The sequence below is a fragment of the Thermomicrobium sp. genome, assembly GCF_053493975.1.
Map to the genome: position 1 here is coordinate 1 of NZ_JBRBZA010000039.1, position 13,998 is coordinate 13,998.

12 protein-coding genes and 1 other RNA gene are annotated in these 13,998 nt (G+C 62.6%); 6 read left to right on the top strand and 7 right to left on the bottom strand.

All coding sequences use genetic code 11. The features are described from left to right. A partial coding sequence (locus ACWIVK_RS07095; RefSeq protein ID WP_448575947.1) for an alpha/beta fold hydrolase occupies nt 1–573 on the top strand: 573 nt, incomplete at its 5' end. Between the two features lie 5 nt (nt 574–578). Here ACWIVK_RS07095 and ACWIVK_RS07100 read toward each other — a convergent pair. From ACWIVK_RS07100 to ACWIVK_RS07120, 5 genes are all read right to left on the bottom strand, one after another. Then, the gene (locus ACWIVK_RS07100) at nt 579–1,019 is read right to left on the bottom strand and encodes a hypothetical protein (protein ID WP_448575948.1); all 441 of its coding nucleotides are present in this window, start codon (nt 1,017–1,019) and stop codon (nt 579–581) included. A gap of 21 nt (nt 1,020–1,040) precedes the next feature. After that, nucleotides 1,041–2,345 (bottom strand): transcription termination factor Rho, encoded by a 1,305-nt coding sequence (rho, locus tag ACWIVK_RS07105; protein ID WP_448575949.1) that lies wholly within the window; start codon nt 2,343–2,345, stop codon nt 1,041–1,043. A 326-nt stretch (nt 2,346–2,671) separates the two neighbouring features. Beyond that, nucleotides 2,672–3,679, bottom strand: a complete 1,008-nt coding sequence (gene glpX, locus ACWIVK_RS07110; RefSeq protein WP_448575950.1) for a class II fructose-bisphosphatase — start codon at nt 3,677–3,679, stop codon at nt 2,672–2,674. After that, nucleotides 3,660–6,608, bottom strand: a complete 2,949-nt coding sequence (locus tag ACWIVK_RS07115; protein ID WP_448575951.1) for a helicase C-terminal domain-containing protein — start codon at nt 6,606–6,608, stop codon at nt 3,660–3,662. Before ACWIVK_RS07115 ends, glpX begins: the two co-directional genes overlap by 20 nt. Nucleotides 6,609–6,634: 26 nt before the next feature. Further along, nucleotides 6,635–7,756, bottom strand: a complete 1,122-nt coding sequence (locus ACWIVK_RS07120; protein WP_448575952.1) for a M20/M25/M40 family metallo-hydrolase — start codon at nt 7,754–7,756, stop codon at nt 6,635–6,637. Nucleotides 7,757–7,945: 189 nt separating this feature from the next. Between ACWIVK_RS07120 and sdhC the strand changes: the two genes are divergently transcribed. From sdhC to ACWIVK_RS07145, 5 genes are read left to right on the top strand one after another with little or no spacing between them, the layout of a single operon-like run. Further along, entirely contained in the window at nt 7,946–8,365 is a 420-nt protein-coding gene (gene sdhC, locus ACWIVK_RS07125; RefSeq protein ID WP_448575953.1) for a succinate dehydrogenase, cytochrome b556 subunit, read from the top strand. A gap of 18 nt (nt 8,366–8,383) precedes the next feature. Beyond that, nucleotides 8,384–8,797 carry a succinate dehydrogenase hydrophobic membrane anchor subunit gene (locus ACWIVK_RS07130; protein ID WP_448575954.1) on the top strand — a complete coding sequence of 138 codons (414 nt, stop codon included), beginning with the start codon at nt 8,384–8,386 and terminating at the stop codon, nt 8,795–8,797. A 3-nt stretch (nt 8,798–8,800) separates the two neighbouring features. Then, complete coding sequence (gene sdhA, locus ACWIVK_RS07135; RefSeq protein ID WP_448575955.1) at nt 8,801–10,531, top strand: succinate dehydrogenase flavoprotein subunit; 1,731 nt, start codon at nt 8,801–8,803, stop codon at nt 10,529–10,531. 1 nt (nt 10,532) lies between these two features. Further along, the gene (locus ACWIVK_RS07140; protein ID WP_448575956.1) at nt 10,533–11,228 is read left to right on the top strand and encodes a succinate dehydrogenase iron-sulfur subunit; all 696 of its coding nucleotides are present in this window, start codon (nt 10,533–10,535) and stop codon (nt 11,226–11,228) included. 12 nt (nt 11,229–11,240) lie between these two features. Beyond that, entirely contained in the window at nt 11,241–11,708 is a 468-nt protein-coding gene (locus ACWIVK_RS07145; RefSeq protein WP_448575957.1) for a hypothetical protein, read from the top strand. A 72-nt stretch (nt 11,709–11,780) separates the two neighbouring features. Here ACWIVK_RS07145 and ffs read toward each other — a convergent pair. Both ffs and ACWIVK_RS07155 read right to left on the bottom strand, forming a co-directional pair. Beyond that, nucleotides 11,781–12,044: signal recognition particle sRNA large type (gene ffs / locus ACWIVK_RS07150), an RNA gene on the bottom strand. A gap of 711 nt (nt 12,045–12,755) precedes the next feature. Then, nucleotides 12,756–13,998: ArsR/SmtB family transcription factor (locus ACWIVK_RS07155; RefSeq protein WP_448575958.1), on the bottom strand; the 1,243-nt coding region annotated here is incomplete at its 5' end.

Consider the following 13,998-nt stretch of genomic DNA (forward strand, 5'->3'; position numbering starts at 1 on the left):
GGTGGGCGTCTGACGTTGCGCGGGTTCACGGCCGATATCGCTGAACTCGTGCGGCGGCTGGGGATCGAGTCCGCGCATCTCGTCGGAGCGAGCCTCGGCGCCATGGTCGCGACGCGCCTGGCTATCGAGGGTGCCGTCCGGCCACGGTCTCTCGTGCTCATCGGCCCGCCGAATTTTGCCGCTCCCTCCACGGCTGTCTACACCCGGCAAATCATCGAAGAACAGTTTCCTGCCAACGAAGCCGAGTATGCCCACCTGCACCGCGCGCACGGCCCGCACCATGCCCGCGAGCGACTCCTCGCCAACTTCGTTCGCGATAGCGAGGAGCAGCCGCCGGAGATGCGCGAGTGGCACGCTGGAATCGAATCGTTCGCTTACCCGCTGTTACTCATGAGCGGCGACAACGATCCAGTGGCCCCAGCGCCGTGGCTCGTCGAGTTCGCCAGCCGGTTACCGGCGGGAGAACTCTGTCTCCTGCCACGCGCCGGTCATTTCCCACATCGCTCGCTCCCGCATCTTGCCGGACTCGTCCTGCTCGACTTCCTCCTGCGAGCCGAGCGAGCCAGCAGCTGAAGCGCTCAGACCCCACCGGGCTGCAATCGGCCACCGAGGAAGAATGCCAGTTGTCCGATCGCGAGGATGGCGAGCGCCAGGAGCAGCAGCCCACCGAGGAGACGTGCTGGCAGCCGCGCCCGCGTACCGAGATAGAGGGCAGCGAGCAGCGGCGCCCCGACCAAGCCTGCGTAGTGCCCGACTTCGACCGTCCACGCGAGTCCGGCGGGTCCACTCAAACCGAGCCCGCGCGCCCCCGCTGGGAGTATCACGAGAGAGAGGATCAGGCCCGCGATCGGGAGGATCGTCGCGATTACCTTGTCCCGCAAGCGCCATCGAACACTCGCCCAGGTCAACAGCAACCCGATCGGCCAGAGGACAGCTGTCGCCGCCACCGCGACCAGCACGAGAAGGTCTCGATCGCTCCATTCACGCTCCGGTGAGCGCACGAGAGGCTCTCGCATCATGGGGTCCGACGTCCGCTCGACTCAAAGATCCTTGTGCAGCGTCGCCAAGAACTCCGCGTTGTTCTGAGTCCGCGCCAGCCGCCCCAACACGAGTTCCGTCCCATCGGTGCCACCGAGCATCGACACCATGCGTCGCATCGTCCAGACCTGGCGCAAAGTCTGCTCGTCCAACAACAGCTCCTCGCGCCGTGTCCCCGAGCGCTGGATGTCGATCGCCGGAAAGATACGCCGCTCGGCAAGCTTGCGGTCGAGGTGCAGTTCCATGTTCCCGGTCCCCTTGAACTCCTCGTAAATGACGTCGTCCATGCGGGATCCGGTATCGACCAAGCAGGTGGCGATGATCGTGAGGCTTCCACCGCCTTCGATATTGCGCGCAGCACCGAAGAAGCGCTTGGGCGGGTAGAGCGCGACCGGGTCGATACCACCGGAAAGCGTTCGCCCGCTCGGCGGAACACTCAAGTTGTAGGCACGAGCCAGCCGGGTGATCGAGTCGAGCAGGATCACGACGTCCATACCGCACTCGACCAGTCGCTTGGCCCGCTCGAGCGTCATCTCCGCAACGCGGATGTGGTCTTCGACCGGCTCGTCGAAGGTCGAGGAGATGACTTCACCGTCGACGGAGCGCCGCATGTCCGTCACTTCCTCAGGGCGCTCACCGATGAGCAACACGATGAGATGGATATCCTTGTAGTTCGTCGTGATGCCGTTGGCGATGTGCTTCAGCAGGACTGTCTTGCCAGCCTTGGGCGGCGATACGATGAGCCCACGCTGTCCGCGTCCGATCGGCGCGACCAAGTTGACGAGCCGTGTCGACAAGATGTGCGGCTCGGTCTCCAGATTGATCAGCTCCATCGGGAAAATCGGAGTCAAGGTATCGAAACTCGGTCGTCGCCGTGCCAACTCTGGGTCCATACCATTGACGGCATCCACTCGGAGTAAGCTGTAATATTTCTCGTTCTCCTTCGGCGGGCGAACTTGCCCGGCGACCCAGTCTCCCTGGCGCAGACCGAAGCGCCGGATCTGCGACTGCGAGACGTAGACGTCATTGGGACCTGGCAAATAGCGTTCACCGCGGAGGAATCCGAAGCCGTCCTCGGTAATCTCGAGGACACCTTCCCCGAAGATCCCTCCCTCGCGCTCGATCTGGGCACGCAGGATCTTGTTCACGAGTTCCATCTTGCGCAAGCGCTGCGCATTCGGGATGCCGAAGTCGCGAGCGATCGTTTGGAGTTCCTCGAGACTCTTATCCTGGAGCTCGGCTGCGGTGAGTGTCGGCGTCTCCTTGACCTCTTCGACAGCAGTCGTAGTGGGTGCAACGGGATCCATGGGTTCCGCCCTCCTCGAATCGGTTCGTTTTGCCACGCGTTCGTTCTCCTCTACTATTCGTTCACCCTCTCGAACATTCCGGATGAGCCGCTGGCCGCGCGGAGACCAGGTGAACCGCCCGATCGCCCCCGCGGAGGGGTCGGATCGGCCCAAGCTGGCTTCGTGCGCGAAAGCGGTGATCGCAGTGCGGACAAATCTCGGAAACCTCTTGTGCGCGTCTTTCGATTTCCCGTGAGAGAGACCGGTCTTCGAAGCGTCGACAGGACTGGTTCGAGACCGGGGCACGATGGAGAGGCATGAGACAGCGCGGGTCAACCCGCGCTTTCCTACTCTACCATGACTCGACCATCCGTGTCAAACGCGAGCGTCTGGTATTCCTGGACCTTCGCCAACCGGTGCTCGGCCGCGATCCGCCGGATCGTCCCGGTCCGAGATCGCATCACGATCGAGTGCGTTTCAGCACCGTGCCGCGTGAAGCGAACTCCTTCCACCAGATCCCCGGTCGTGATCCCGGTCATGGCGAAGAAGACGTTGTCCGAGCGCACCAGGTCGTCAGCAGTGAAGACCTTCTCGAGTTCGAGCCCGAGTTCGCGTGCACGCTGACGCTCCTCTTCATCACGCGGATACAGCGTGCACTGAATCGCGCCACCGACGCACTTGAGCGCTGCCGCCGCCACGACCGCCTCCGGTGAACCACCGATCCCCATCAACACATCGACACCCGACTCCGGGAAAGCAGTCATCACGGCACCCGCCACATCGCCATCGGTGATCAGCCGAATCCGAGCTCCCGCACGGCGGATCTCCTCGATCAGTGCCTGGTGGCGGGGACGGTCCAACACGACGACCGTCAAGAGTCGGACACTCATCCGCTTCGCTTCAGCGATGCGGTGCAGGTTTTCGGTGGGGGAGAGTCGAATATCGATCGCGTGTGCGGCTTCCGGCCCCACTGCGATCTTGTTCATGTAGACGATTCCCGGCGGGTAATACATCGAGCCCCGCTCGGCCAAAGCGACCACCGAGACCGCCCCCGGCATCCCGTTGGCGCACAACCGCGTCCCATCGATCGGATCGACTGCCAAATCGCCTTCCGGCGGCTCTCCCGTTCCCACTTCCTCGCCGATGTACAGCATCGGCGCCTGATCCTTCTCCCCCTCGCCGATGACGACGATTCCCTTCATGTGAACCGTCGAAAGCATGCGCCGCATCGCCTGCACCGCCGCGGCATCCGCTGCGTTCTTGTCTCCACGCCCCACCCATTGGGCCGCGGCCAAGGCAGCGGCCTCCGTCGTGCGCACGAGTTCCATCGCCAGGTTACGATCCAGCTGATCCATCGCCTGATCCTCCTTCCCCTGGTACCCGTGCTGCCAACCGATCCTGCTGCCGTACCAACCAGTCCTGCGCCAAGCGAGGGATCTGTGCGACTGGTGCCCGCTTGACCGTACATGGTGGCAGGGACTGAACGAAGAGCTGCCCGTAGCGTCGGGTCACGATGCGCCGATCCAAGACGACGCAGACACCATAATCGCGCGTGCTGCGGATGAGCCGCCCGAAGCCTTGCTTGAAGCGGAGGACAGCCTGCGGCACAGCGTATTCTTGGAAAGGATCGCTGTACGATTCGCACCGCGCCGCGAAGACCGGATCACTCGGCACCGCGAACGGCAGCTTGGCGATCACGAGCACGCTCAATGCTTCACCCGGTACATCGACTCCCTCCCAGACGGCATTCGTCCCGAGGACGACCGTCTCCGGTCGTGCCTTGAGGCGCTCGACCAACTGGCGCGGGCTGCCATCTAACCGTTGTCCGAGCACGAGAATTCCCTCTTGTTCGAGCGGCCGCTTGATCATCCGATAGGCTGCTTGCAGGGCACTATGCGACGTGAAGAGGACGAGCGCACGACCGCGCGTCGCGCGCAGCAAAGCCAAGAGGGCTTCGTTCAGTTGCCGCTGGTACCCCGGCTCACCCGGTTCGGCCATGTCCTCAGCCAGGCAGAGCAGCGTCGAGCTGGCGTAGTCGAACGGCGATTCCACGACTAGTTCGTTCGCATCGGCTAACCCGAGCTGTTGTCGGATATAGTCGAACGAGCGATCGACGGTCAAGGTCGCCGACGTCAGAACCAGGGTATCGACTCGACTGAAGAGCATCTCCTGCAGGAGCGGCGCGACGTCCAATGGCGCCATATTCAAGCTGACCGACAACGGTTGCGCACGCCACGTTAACCAATACACCCGCTCCACGCGAGGCGAGAACAAGATCTCCTGCAAGCGGCCGTGCAGTTCGCGCGCCCGCCGCTCCAGCACGTCCAACTCGGTTACGAGTTCGCCCAGTTCGTCGCGTATCGCCGCCGGAAGATCCTCCAGCCGGTGGGTAACCCAGTGGAGAGCCGAGAGGACTGTGCGGAGATGGCTGGCCACCGTTTGGCCAACCTCTTCGACGGAGCCCCACATCGTTTCCTGCCGGAGCGCGTCGGTGATACGGATCTGTCGATCGTACCCGCCGTTTTCCACCGGATAACGTTGTGCCACATCCGCCAAGAGGTGGAACAGCATTTCGGTTTGCTGATGCAGCGTCTCGACTCGCGGCCACAGGTCGGTCAGCCGCTCACCGAGTTCGCGCGCAATAGTCCGCGCCGACACATCTGGTCGTTGAGCGAGCACCGACCAGAGCTCGCCGAGCGCGCCAGTATAGCGGCCCAGATGATCGAGTCCGAGTACCCGCCGCACCAACTCACGCATATCCTCATGAGCGATTTGGAAACCGAACTGCTGCGTCGCCTCATCGGCCAGGTGATGCGCTTCATCGATGATGAGATGCCGGTACGATGGCAACACTCGGCTTTCCGCCAGCAGATCGGACAGCAAAAGCGCGTGGTTCACGATGACGATGTGCGCCCCTTCGGCTGTGGCCCGCGCACGGTAGAGGAAACATTGGTTCCGCCGGTGGAAGAGGCAACGGCTCGGTAGGCAGGCCCCTTCCGACTCCGCCACTTGTGCCCACGCCAGCTGTTCTTCGTTCGAGAGGTGCAGTTCCGCGCGATCGCCCGTTTCCGTCTGCGCGAGCCAGGCAGTGATCTTCGCTGCGAGGAGCGCTTCGGCCCGGCTATTGAACGGTTCTCGCTGCCGCAGAAACCAGCGCCGGAGGCAGAGGTAATTCGATCGCCCCTTCAAAATCGTCGCTCGAAACCGTGCCGCATCGGCCAGTCGAGGATCGTGCTCAGCGGCTGCCTCGAGCGCACGGCGCAGCAACGGGAGATCTTTGGCGAACAACTGATCCTGCAAAGCGAGTGTATCGGTCGAGACCACTACCGTTTCGCCACGTGCGACCGCATGGAGGACAGCCGGCAGCAGATAGGCAAGCGACTTACCGGTTCCCGTTCCCGCCTCGACCAAGAGCTGGCCTCCCCGGTTGAGGACCTTCGTGACCGCCTGGGCCATCCGGACCTGACCGGCCCGAAACTCGTACCCAGGAAGCGAGCGGGCGAACGGGCCCTCGGGCCCGTAGAGGCGCCCGATCCAGTCGAGGTCGAACACTGGTGCCTCACCGGTCGGCTCCAAACGCGGCGGCCGATCGCGCGGCAGTAGAAAGACGAGTTCGGCCGCATGATGCGCGCCAGGTACCGCCGAACGCAAGCGCTCGGCGAGTGCACCGCCGAGTTGCCCGATCCCTTGGATGGCCAACTCGTGATAGATCGCCTCGAAGACCTCCGCTTCCGGCAAACCGGCCTGCGCAGTGTAGTCGGCCAACCGTCGCAAGGTTTCCGGATCGTAGGTACGGAGCAAGTCACACAGACCGAGGAAGACCGCCATAGTCGTCTCGACATCGGCCATCGCCCGATGCTGCTGCGCGACCGAGATACCGAGCCGTGCCGCGATGCCAGCCAACGAGTAGGCCGGAAGATCGGGCAACAAGATCGTGGCCAAGCGGAACGTATCGTAGACCGGATTGCGCAGTTCGAGTCCGTGCGCGCTCAGCATCTGCAAGTCGTAATCCGGAGACTGGCCGACGATCGGGTAATTGCGGACGAACTGGCGGAGCCGTGGCACAATCTGGTGGAAGGAAGGTGCACGCCGGAGATCACGCATCGTGAGACCGGTCAAACTCGCCACAGCGAGTGGAACAGGACGCCGCGGCTGCACGAGCGTCTCGAATCGCTCGAGCACTTCCTCCTCGCGGAACTTGATCGCCGCGACTTCGATGATTTCGTCGCGCTCCGGATCCATCCCTGTCGCCTCGATGTCGAGCGCGACGTAAATCCGCGCCATCGCCGGCACCCCTCGATCGACTCGCTTCAGATGACTGGGAAAGCTCGCACGAACTGGAGAAGCTGCCGAAGGCCGAACTCCAGGGGCGCGATCTCGATCGTCTCCTGCAGCGTGTGGCTCCCACGCCCTCGCGTCAGCCCGATGCAGATCGCTGGAATCCCAGCAGCGATCGCCGCATTCGCGTCCGTGCTCGAGGCATCCAGGACCGGCTCGATCCCGAGTTCACGGAGCACCTGCAACGCTGTCCGGACGATCGGTGCATCCACTGGCGTCTCACCAGCCGGCCGCTCGCCGAGCAACTCCAGCTCGACTTCGACACCCGCCGCACGATGCCGCGTGGCGAGTTCCTCGACCGCGCGAGACAGCCGCTGCAGCTCACGCAGGTCGATCGACCGAAGATCGATCACCGCTTGGGCGAAGGGAGCGATCGTGTTGACCGATACTCCGCCATCGATCATACCGACATTGTACGTCGTCTTGGGCGAACGCGGCACTGGAAGCTCCGTCAGAGCACAGATCAGGCGTGCCAATTCGTGGATCGCACTCGGCGTCCCGAAATTCCCCCAGCTATGTCCACCAGGCCCGCGAACGACCAGCCGAAGGCGGATCGATCCAACAGCGATATGAGTCACCCGACCGAGATTGTGCCCTTCCACTGCCACCGCAGCCCCGAGTTCTGGGCCGAACTGGTCGACGAGCGCGCGCATCCCGCGCAGGTTCCCCAACCCTTCCTCCCCGACGTTCGCCGCGAGCAAAAGATCGCCCGGCAGCACGACGTCGAACGCTTCGAGGAGATCCCACAGCGTGAGCAACGCCGCGACGCCCAATGCGTTGTCGCCGATTCCCGGGCCACGCACCCACCCCTCGCCGCGTTCGATCGTCAACGGGGTCGTGCGCGGGAACACGGTATCCAAATGAGCTGCCAGCAGAAGCGCTCGCTTCTCACCTTCTCCCCGTCGACGCACGATCACATTCCCCACATCGTCCAGGAAGGAAGACGCACCGCGCTCACGAAAGAGTTCGCGAACCAGCTCGGCTCGTTCTCTTTCCTCGAAGGTCGGTGCGGGAACCCGCGCGATCCGGCAGGCCAGATCGATGGTGCGCGCACACGCCTCGCGGATGACCGAATCCTCTTTGGACAGCGACATGGCTCCTGATCCACCTACACGCACCGGTCAGCATGCGCAGTGTACCACTGTCCTCGCGTGTCACCGGCTGCCGGCTTGGATGAGTCGAATTGGTCGTTGTTGCAACGCCAGAATGCCTCGTACACTTGGAATAGCGCAAACGTGGGACGCTCGAAGGTTGTCCCAACATGCGAGGGATGGAGGTTTCGAATGACGGTCACGCAAGCGCAAGAGTCGCGGCCAGCGACGACGCGCGGAATCAGCGCGTACCGCGGGTACCGACCACCTCCCGGCATGATTTCTTGGGCATTTCATCGCATCACCGGTCTCGGGGTACTCCTGTTTTTGCTGTTGCACATTGTAGACATATTCTTGGTGCTCTATGGCCCTGAGACCTTCAATGAATTGCTCTTTCTCTACCGGCATCCCGTCTTCCGGATCGGCGAAATCATTTTGGTTGGCGCGGTGTATTACCACGCGGCCAATGGTGTACGCATCATGCTCATCGACTTCTGGCCAGCCGCTTATCGCTACGAACGGCAGCTCTTCTATGGAGTGATAGCGGTCTTTCTGCTCGCTTTCATCCCCACTGCCTTCCTGATGGTCCGCGCGATCATCCAAGCTGGCTGATGAGAAGGAGTTATTCCGATGACGATCGCACGACCGCACCTCGGACGAGAGCGACCTTCTGGCGGATTCGAGTTGTACAGCTGGTACTACTTCCGGATCAGTGGACTCCTGTTGATCCTTTTGGCAGTCGGGCACGTCGTGATCATGCACGTCGTCAACACAGTCGATGAGATCGATTGGCAATTCGTGGCTGATCGGTGGAATTCGCCGTTCTGGCGCGTGTACGACTGGCTGCTGCTGTTCTTGGCACTGACGCATGGGCTGAACGGCGCTCGTCTCGCCATCGATGATTATGTCCGTCCGCACGGTTGGCGCGTGTTCGCCCATTCGGTCCTTTGGACCTTGGCCCTTCTCTTTCTGGTCATCGGCTCGATCGCGATCGTGACTTTCGACCCATCCAAGTTCGAAGTCGTCGCACACGCAGGAGGCTGAGCCATGGTATTCCATCGTTTCGATGCGGTCATCGTCGGCGCTGGCGGAGCTGGCCTGATGGCTGCCGCCCAGCTGGCCGGCAAATGCAATGTGGCCGTCGTCAGCAAACTCTATCCGGTTCGCTCGCACACGGGTGCTGCTCAGGGTGGGATCGCCGCTGCCCTTGGGAACGTCGAGGAGGACCACTGGATCTGGCACATGTTCGACACTGTCAAGGGCGGCGACTATCTCGTCGATCAGGATGCGGCCGAAGTCTTAGCCCGCGAGGCGATCGACGCCATCATCGAACTGGAGCATTGGGGATTTCCCTTCAACCGGACACCGGATGGTCGGATCGATCAGCGGCGCTTCGGCGGTCACACCCGTAACTTCGGTGAGGGGCCCGTCCGCCGGGCTTGTTACGCGGCTGATCGTACCGGCCATATGATCCTCCAGACACTCTACCAGACCGCACTCAAGCGGCAGGTCACTTTCTTCGATGAGTTCATGATGCTCGACCTCTTGCTGACCGACGACGGTGTCTGCACCGGCATCGTGGCCATGGACATCGAGACTGGCGAAATCCATGTGTTCCATGCCAAAGCCGTGCTCCTAGCGACCGGTGGCTTCGGACGCGTCTTCAAGGTAACGAGCAATGCGCTGGCCGCGACCGGTGACGGAGTAGCCATCGCCTTCCGGCGCGGTATTCCTCTGGAAGATATGGAGTTCTATCAGTTCCATCCGACGGGAATCTACAAGATGGGGATCCTCCTGTCGGAAGCCTGCCGCGGGGAGGGCGGCATCCTGCGCAACGGACTGGGCGAGCGCTTTATGGAGCGCTACGCGCCGACGCTCCTCGACTTGGCCCCGCGCGACATGGTTTCGCGCGCCATCTATCAGGAAATTCGCGCCGGTCGCGGGGTGGATGGCAAGGATTTCGTCTGGCTCGATCTGACACATCTCCCGGCCGAGGTCATCGAGACGAAACTTCCTGACATTACTGACTTCGTCCGAACGTACCTCGGGCTCGATCCTGTCAAAGATCTCGTCCCCATCCAGCCGACGGCTCACTACGCGATGGGGGGTATCCCCACCGATGTCGACGGCCGCGTGACGATCGATGCGCAGAACACGCCTATCCCTGGCCTCTACGCGGCCGGCGAGTGTGCCTGTGTGAGCGTCCACGGTGCGAACCGGCTCGGAACCAACTCGCTCGTCGATCTCGTCGTCTTCGGTCGACGCGCTGGTCGCCACATGGCGCGCTTCGTCCAGGAGAACGACTTCCATCCACTCCCGAAAGACCCAGCCTATCGCGCTCGTGCCGAAATCGAGTGGATCCGGGAGAATGACGGGACCGAGCGCGTCGCCCAAATCCGCGCCGAGTTGCAGGAAGCGATGATGACCGACGCCGGCGTCTTTCGCACCGGCGACGGCTTGAAGCGCTTGCAACAGAAACTCGGCGAACTGCGCAACCGCTACACGCAGATTCGGATCGACGACAAGAGTCGCACGTTCAACATGGAACTGGTGGAAGCGATCGAGCTCGGCTTCCTACTCGACTGTGCCGAAGCGATCGCTGCGTCGGCGCTGGCACGCGAGGAAAGCCGGGGCGCTCACTATCGCGAGGACTTCCCAGCGCGGGACGATGCCAACTGGCTCAAGCACACCCTGATCGCCCGGACATCAGGTGGACTCCAGCTCTTCTACAAGCCGGTCGTCATCACGCGGTTCGAGCCGAAGGAGCGGGTGTACTGAGATGCAGGTGACGTTGCGTATCCAACGGTTCAATCCCGAAACCGACACCAAACCGTATTACCGCGAGTACACGGTCGAGGTCGAACCGACCGATCGCGTGCTCGATGCGCTCAACTACGTCAAGTGGTATCAGGACGGGAGCTTGACCTTCCGCCGCAGCTGCGCGCACGGCGTCTGTGGTTCCGACGCCATGCGCATCAATGGGCGCAATCGACTGGCTTGCAAGGTTCTCATCAAGGACCTCGGGCCGAAGATCACGATCGAGCCGTTGCTCGGCTTTCGCGTCATCCGCGACCTCGTCGTGGACATGGAACCCTTCTTTGCCCAGTATCGTACCGTCATGCCCTACCTCATCAACGACGAGCCGCCTCCGGTCCGCGAGCGCTTGCAATCACCGGAGGAGCGCGCCCTCTACGACGATACGACCAAGTGCATTCTCTGCGCCTGTTGTACCGCAGCCTGCCCGATCTTCTGGACGAACGAATGGCTCGGCCCGGCCGCGATCGTCAATGCGCATCGCTTTCTGTTCGACTCGCGCGATCGTGCGACCGAAGAGCGCCTCGCGATCCTCAACCAGCGGTTCGGTGTGTGGCGTTGCCGGACGATCTTCAATTGCACGGAAGCCTGCCCGCGTGGTATCCAAGTCACGAATGCGATCGAGCAAGTCAAGCGTCGGATCCTCTTCGAGCAAAGTTAGCGGGAGCCGGCGATGCGCAATCCGTTCGACTGGGACTACTTGACCGCTCCGCTCTGGCAAATGCCCACTTGGGGACCGTTCTCGCTTTCGTATTTCGTCGTGCTCTGCCTCGGTTTCCTGACCTGTCTTTGGCTGTACAATGATCCACGCCGGCTGATTCGCAAGCGCAATCCGCTGCTTGCCGACTTTCTCCAGCGGATCGCCGGACGGGGTCTAGTCGTCTTCAGCATCGGACTTTTCTTCTTTCTCTTCCGGCTCGGCCGCATCAGCGCCTTCGATCTCTACAAGCGGATCTGGCTGTATCTCAGTGCCCTTTTGGTACTCGTATGGGCAGCGTATGCTGCCCACCTGCTCGTTCGCGTCTATCCAGCTCTCGCACGGCAGCGCGCCGAAGAGCTCCGGCGCAAGCAGTACGCGATGATCCCCAAGCGAGCAGCTCGCCGTGCAACCTCGGCAGCATCACAACGCAAGTCTCGCTGAAACGTTCTCGATCGATCGTCTGGAAACGGCACGGGCCACAGCGACCCTCACCGCTGTGGCCCGATGAACGGACCGTGCACTCTCCGTCGATCGCAGCCCTCCAGCTTGCTCTGGGCTCGCTAGCTCCGGCCAGGCACCCCCACGTCGCCCGAGGAAAACCGCTTATGGCTGCTGCCTTCCGGCCCTGACCAGGTTCGCGGGTCCTCGCCGCGTGGGACCCAACCATCCTCACCGCGTGGCCCAAGCAGTCCCACAGGGCTGGACCTCGGGAGAGCATTCAGCCCCGCTAGAGCGGATTGCGGGTACAGGGCACCGCTAGCTCCCCGCCTAGCACGGTCCGCATCCAGTATAACCGAGCCACTCGCACCACGCCAACGGCCTGCCGAACGGGCAGCGTGGGCAGCCCGCTCGGGCAGAATCGTCCGCGCTTCGTCACTTCAGCAGGCTGACATGCTGCAACGACGCGTCTTCCCCGCAGCGGCATCGGCAGCAGCGCCCGATGAGGAGGCTGGGTAGCAGGCAGCTTGCCGGCTAGCATTGCATGATCTTCCGCACAGTCGATCAGAACGAGCATGAGCACAGTGGAGGCTTGACAGCGAGCACGTTCCGCGGTATCCTACACCATAGAATCCGTACGTACAGCGTTCGAACGCGCGCTTAGGCTACAGTGGTTGGTTTCTTCCATTTTCGACCACTTCTCCCTCCCTCCCTGTACCCGGGGCCGTCGACTGACGGCCCCGTTCTCTGATCCGCGCTCGCGACGACTCGAGCCGGCCCAACACAGGCCAGTATTCCGCGAAGTCGCAGCTGTGAGAGGAACTCCGTGGAGAACGCGACCCGAATGCAAGAGGGGCAGTGGTGTCCCACTGCCCCTCGGTAAAAGACGAAGGGGACTGACGTCCCCGTCGTCGAGCGGGTCGATCGCCGAAGGAGGGCGATCACAGTTCGACCGTGGCCGAGACCGGCCGAACTGGGTGCGGGTCGTCGTGGGGGACGCGATCCCGTTTGGGATCGCGTGAGGAGGTGACTCAGAGGAGTTGCCTGGCCTCACCCGACGGTGGAGTGAGGTGGCTTATCCTCGGCCAGCAGCGACCGACCCGATGCGCGCGAGTAGTCCGCGCGCTGTCCGTTTGATTTGTCGTGCTCGGTCGAAAGCGATTCGACCGAACCGATCCGCTCCAGCTCCTCGGCGATCTGCCGCAGGCGCTGGGAGTTGATCGCATAGTATTTCATCCCGTTGGCTGGCCGCACGGTGACGATTCCGGCGGCCTCCAGCATCGCCAGGTGCCGCGAGACGGCCGACTGACTGATGCCGAGCAGGCCAACGATCTCCTGAGCGTACCGTTCACCGTTGCGGAGTAACTCGATGATCCGCAACCGGGTACCGTCTCCCAGAGCGCGGAGACCAGGCAAGAGGTCAGGTGAAATGACCGACTCGACCTCCGGCTGCGTCGCTGCACTGGTTCGCTGACAATTGAAGTACAGGATCAGTTCCGGCGGATACAGGATGAACTGCACGAAGTTGCCGAGATAGTACGAGGGGCAGAAGGTAACCCGCTCGACCCGCGGCAACGCCAGCTGGACCTCGTCCGGCAGACGATGGCCACTCAGCTCCTCGAAAGCCGCTGCTACGCTGGCAAAGGTAGTCGCTTTCGCCTGCCGGAGTGCTCGTCGCATCGCCGGCAGCGAGCGCTCGAACTCGGCCGCGTAGAGCTCCCGCCAGAACTGCTCCAGGAGACGGATCGTCCGCTCCTTGAGTTGTTCAGGTGCGAGAATGAGCCGGACGACCTCGTCAGCATCAGCCCGCGTCAGACCAGGCTCGATGAACGCACGCCAGGCTGCTGGGTCTTCCGACTCCGGGGGCGCTTCGAGCACCCCCCGATCGAGTGCCACCCGCAGGACGGCCTGGATCGCCATACTGCGGTAGGCCCAGGCCGGCAACCGCTTCAGGTGAGCGATATAGTCCTCGAAGCCCGCCTCGCGATGCTCGGGCCGGAAAGGATCGAACGACATCAACAACTCTTCGACGTAGTAGAGCAGCCGGCCCGAGAACCCGAGCAGCGTATCGAGATCGTACTCCCACTCCGCCCCGAGCGCTTTTCGCGCTTCGACCAGCCAACGCTCGAATCGGCGCGCATCCGTCGCTCGAAAGACCAGCGAGATGACCGAGGTCAAATCGAGCGGAACCGAAATCGCGACTTCGAGCTTGAGCGCCGGCCGGCCTATCAGCAACTCACCCATACGTCGCTGGCCCGGCCTCCTCGATATCGCGATATGACGATACCATGGA

Bases quoted from the DNA above. Each gene is read 5' to 3' on its own strand.
- ACWIVK_RS07115 (WP_448575951.1), bottom strand. From the start codon at position 6,608: ATGGCGCGGATTTACGTCGCGCTCGACATCGAGGCGACAGGGATGGAT.
- ACWIVK_RS07120 (WP_448575952.1), bottom strand. From the start codon at position 7,756: ATGTCGCTGTCCAAAGAGGATTCGGTCATCCGCGAGGCGTGTGCGCGC.
- ACWIVK_RS07145 (WP_448575957.1), top strand. From the start codon at position 11,241: ATGCGCAATCCGTTCGACTGGGACTACTTGACCGCTCCGCTCTGGCAA.
- ACWIVK_RS07140 (WP_448575956.1), top strand. From the start codon at position 10,533: ATGCAGGTGACGTTGCGTATCCAACGGTTCAATCCCGAAACCGACACC.
- glpX (WP_448575950.1), bottom strand. From the start codon at position 3,679: ATGGATCAGCTGGATCGTAACCTGGCGATGGAACTCGTGCGCACGACG.
- sdhA (WP_448575955.1), top strand. From the start codon at position 8,801: ATGGTATTCCATCGTTTCGATGCGGTCATCGTCGGCGCTGGCGGAGCT.
- ACWIVK_RS07130 (WP_448575954.1), top strand. From the start codon at position 8,384: ATGACGATCGCACGACCGCACCTCGGACGAGAGCGACCTTCTGGCGGA.
- ACWIVK_RS07100 (WP_448575948.1), bottom strand. From the start codon at position 1,019: ATGATGCGAGAGCCTCTCGTGCGCTCACCGGAGCGTGAATGGAGCGAT.
- sdhC (WP_448575953.1), top strand. From the start codon at position 7,946: ATGACGGTCACGCAAGCGCAAGAGTCGCGGCCAGCGACGACGCGCGGA.
- rho (WP_448575949.1), bottom strand. From the start codon at position 2,345: ATGGATCCCGTTGCACCCACTACGACTGCTGTCGAAGAGGTCAAGGAG.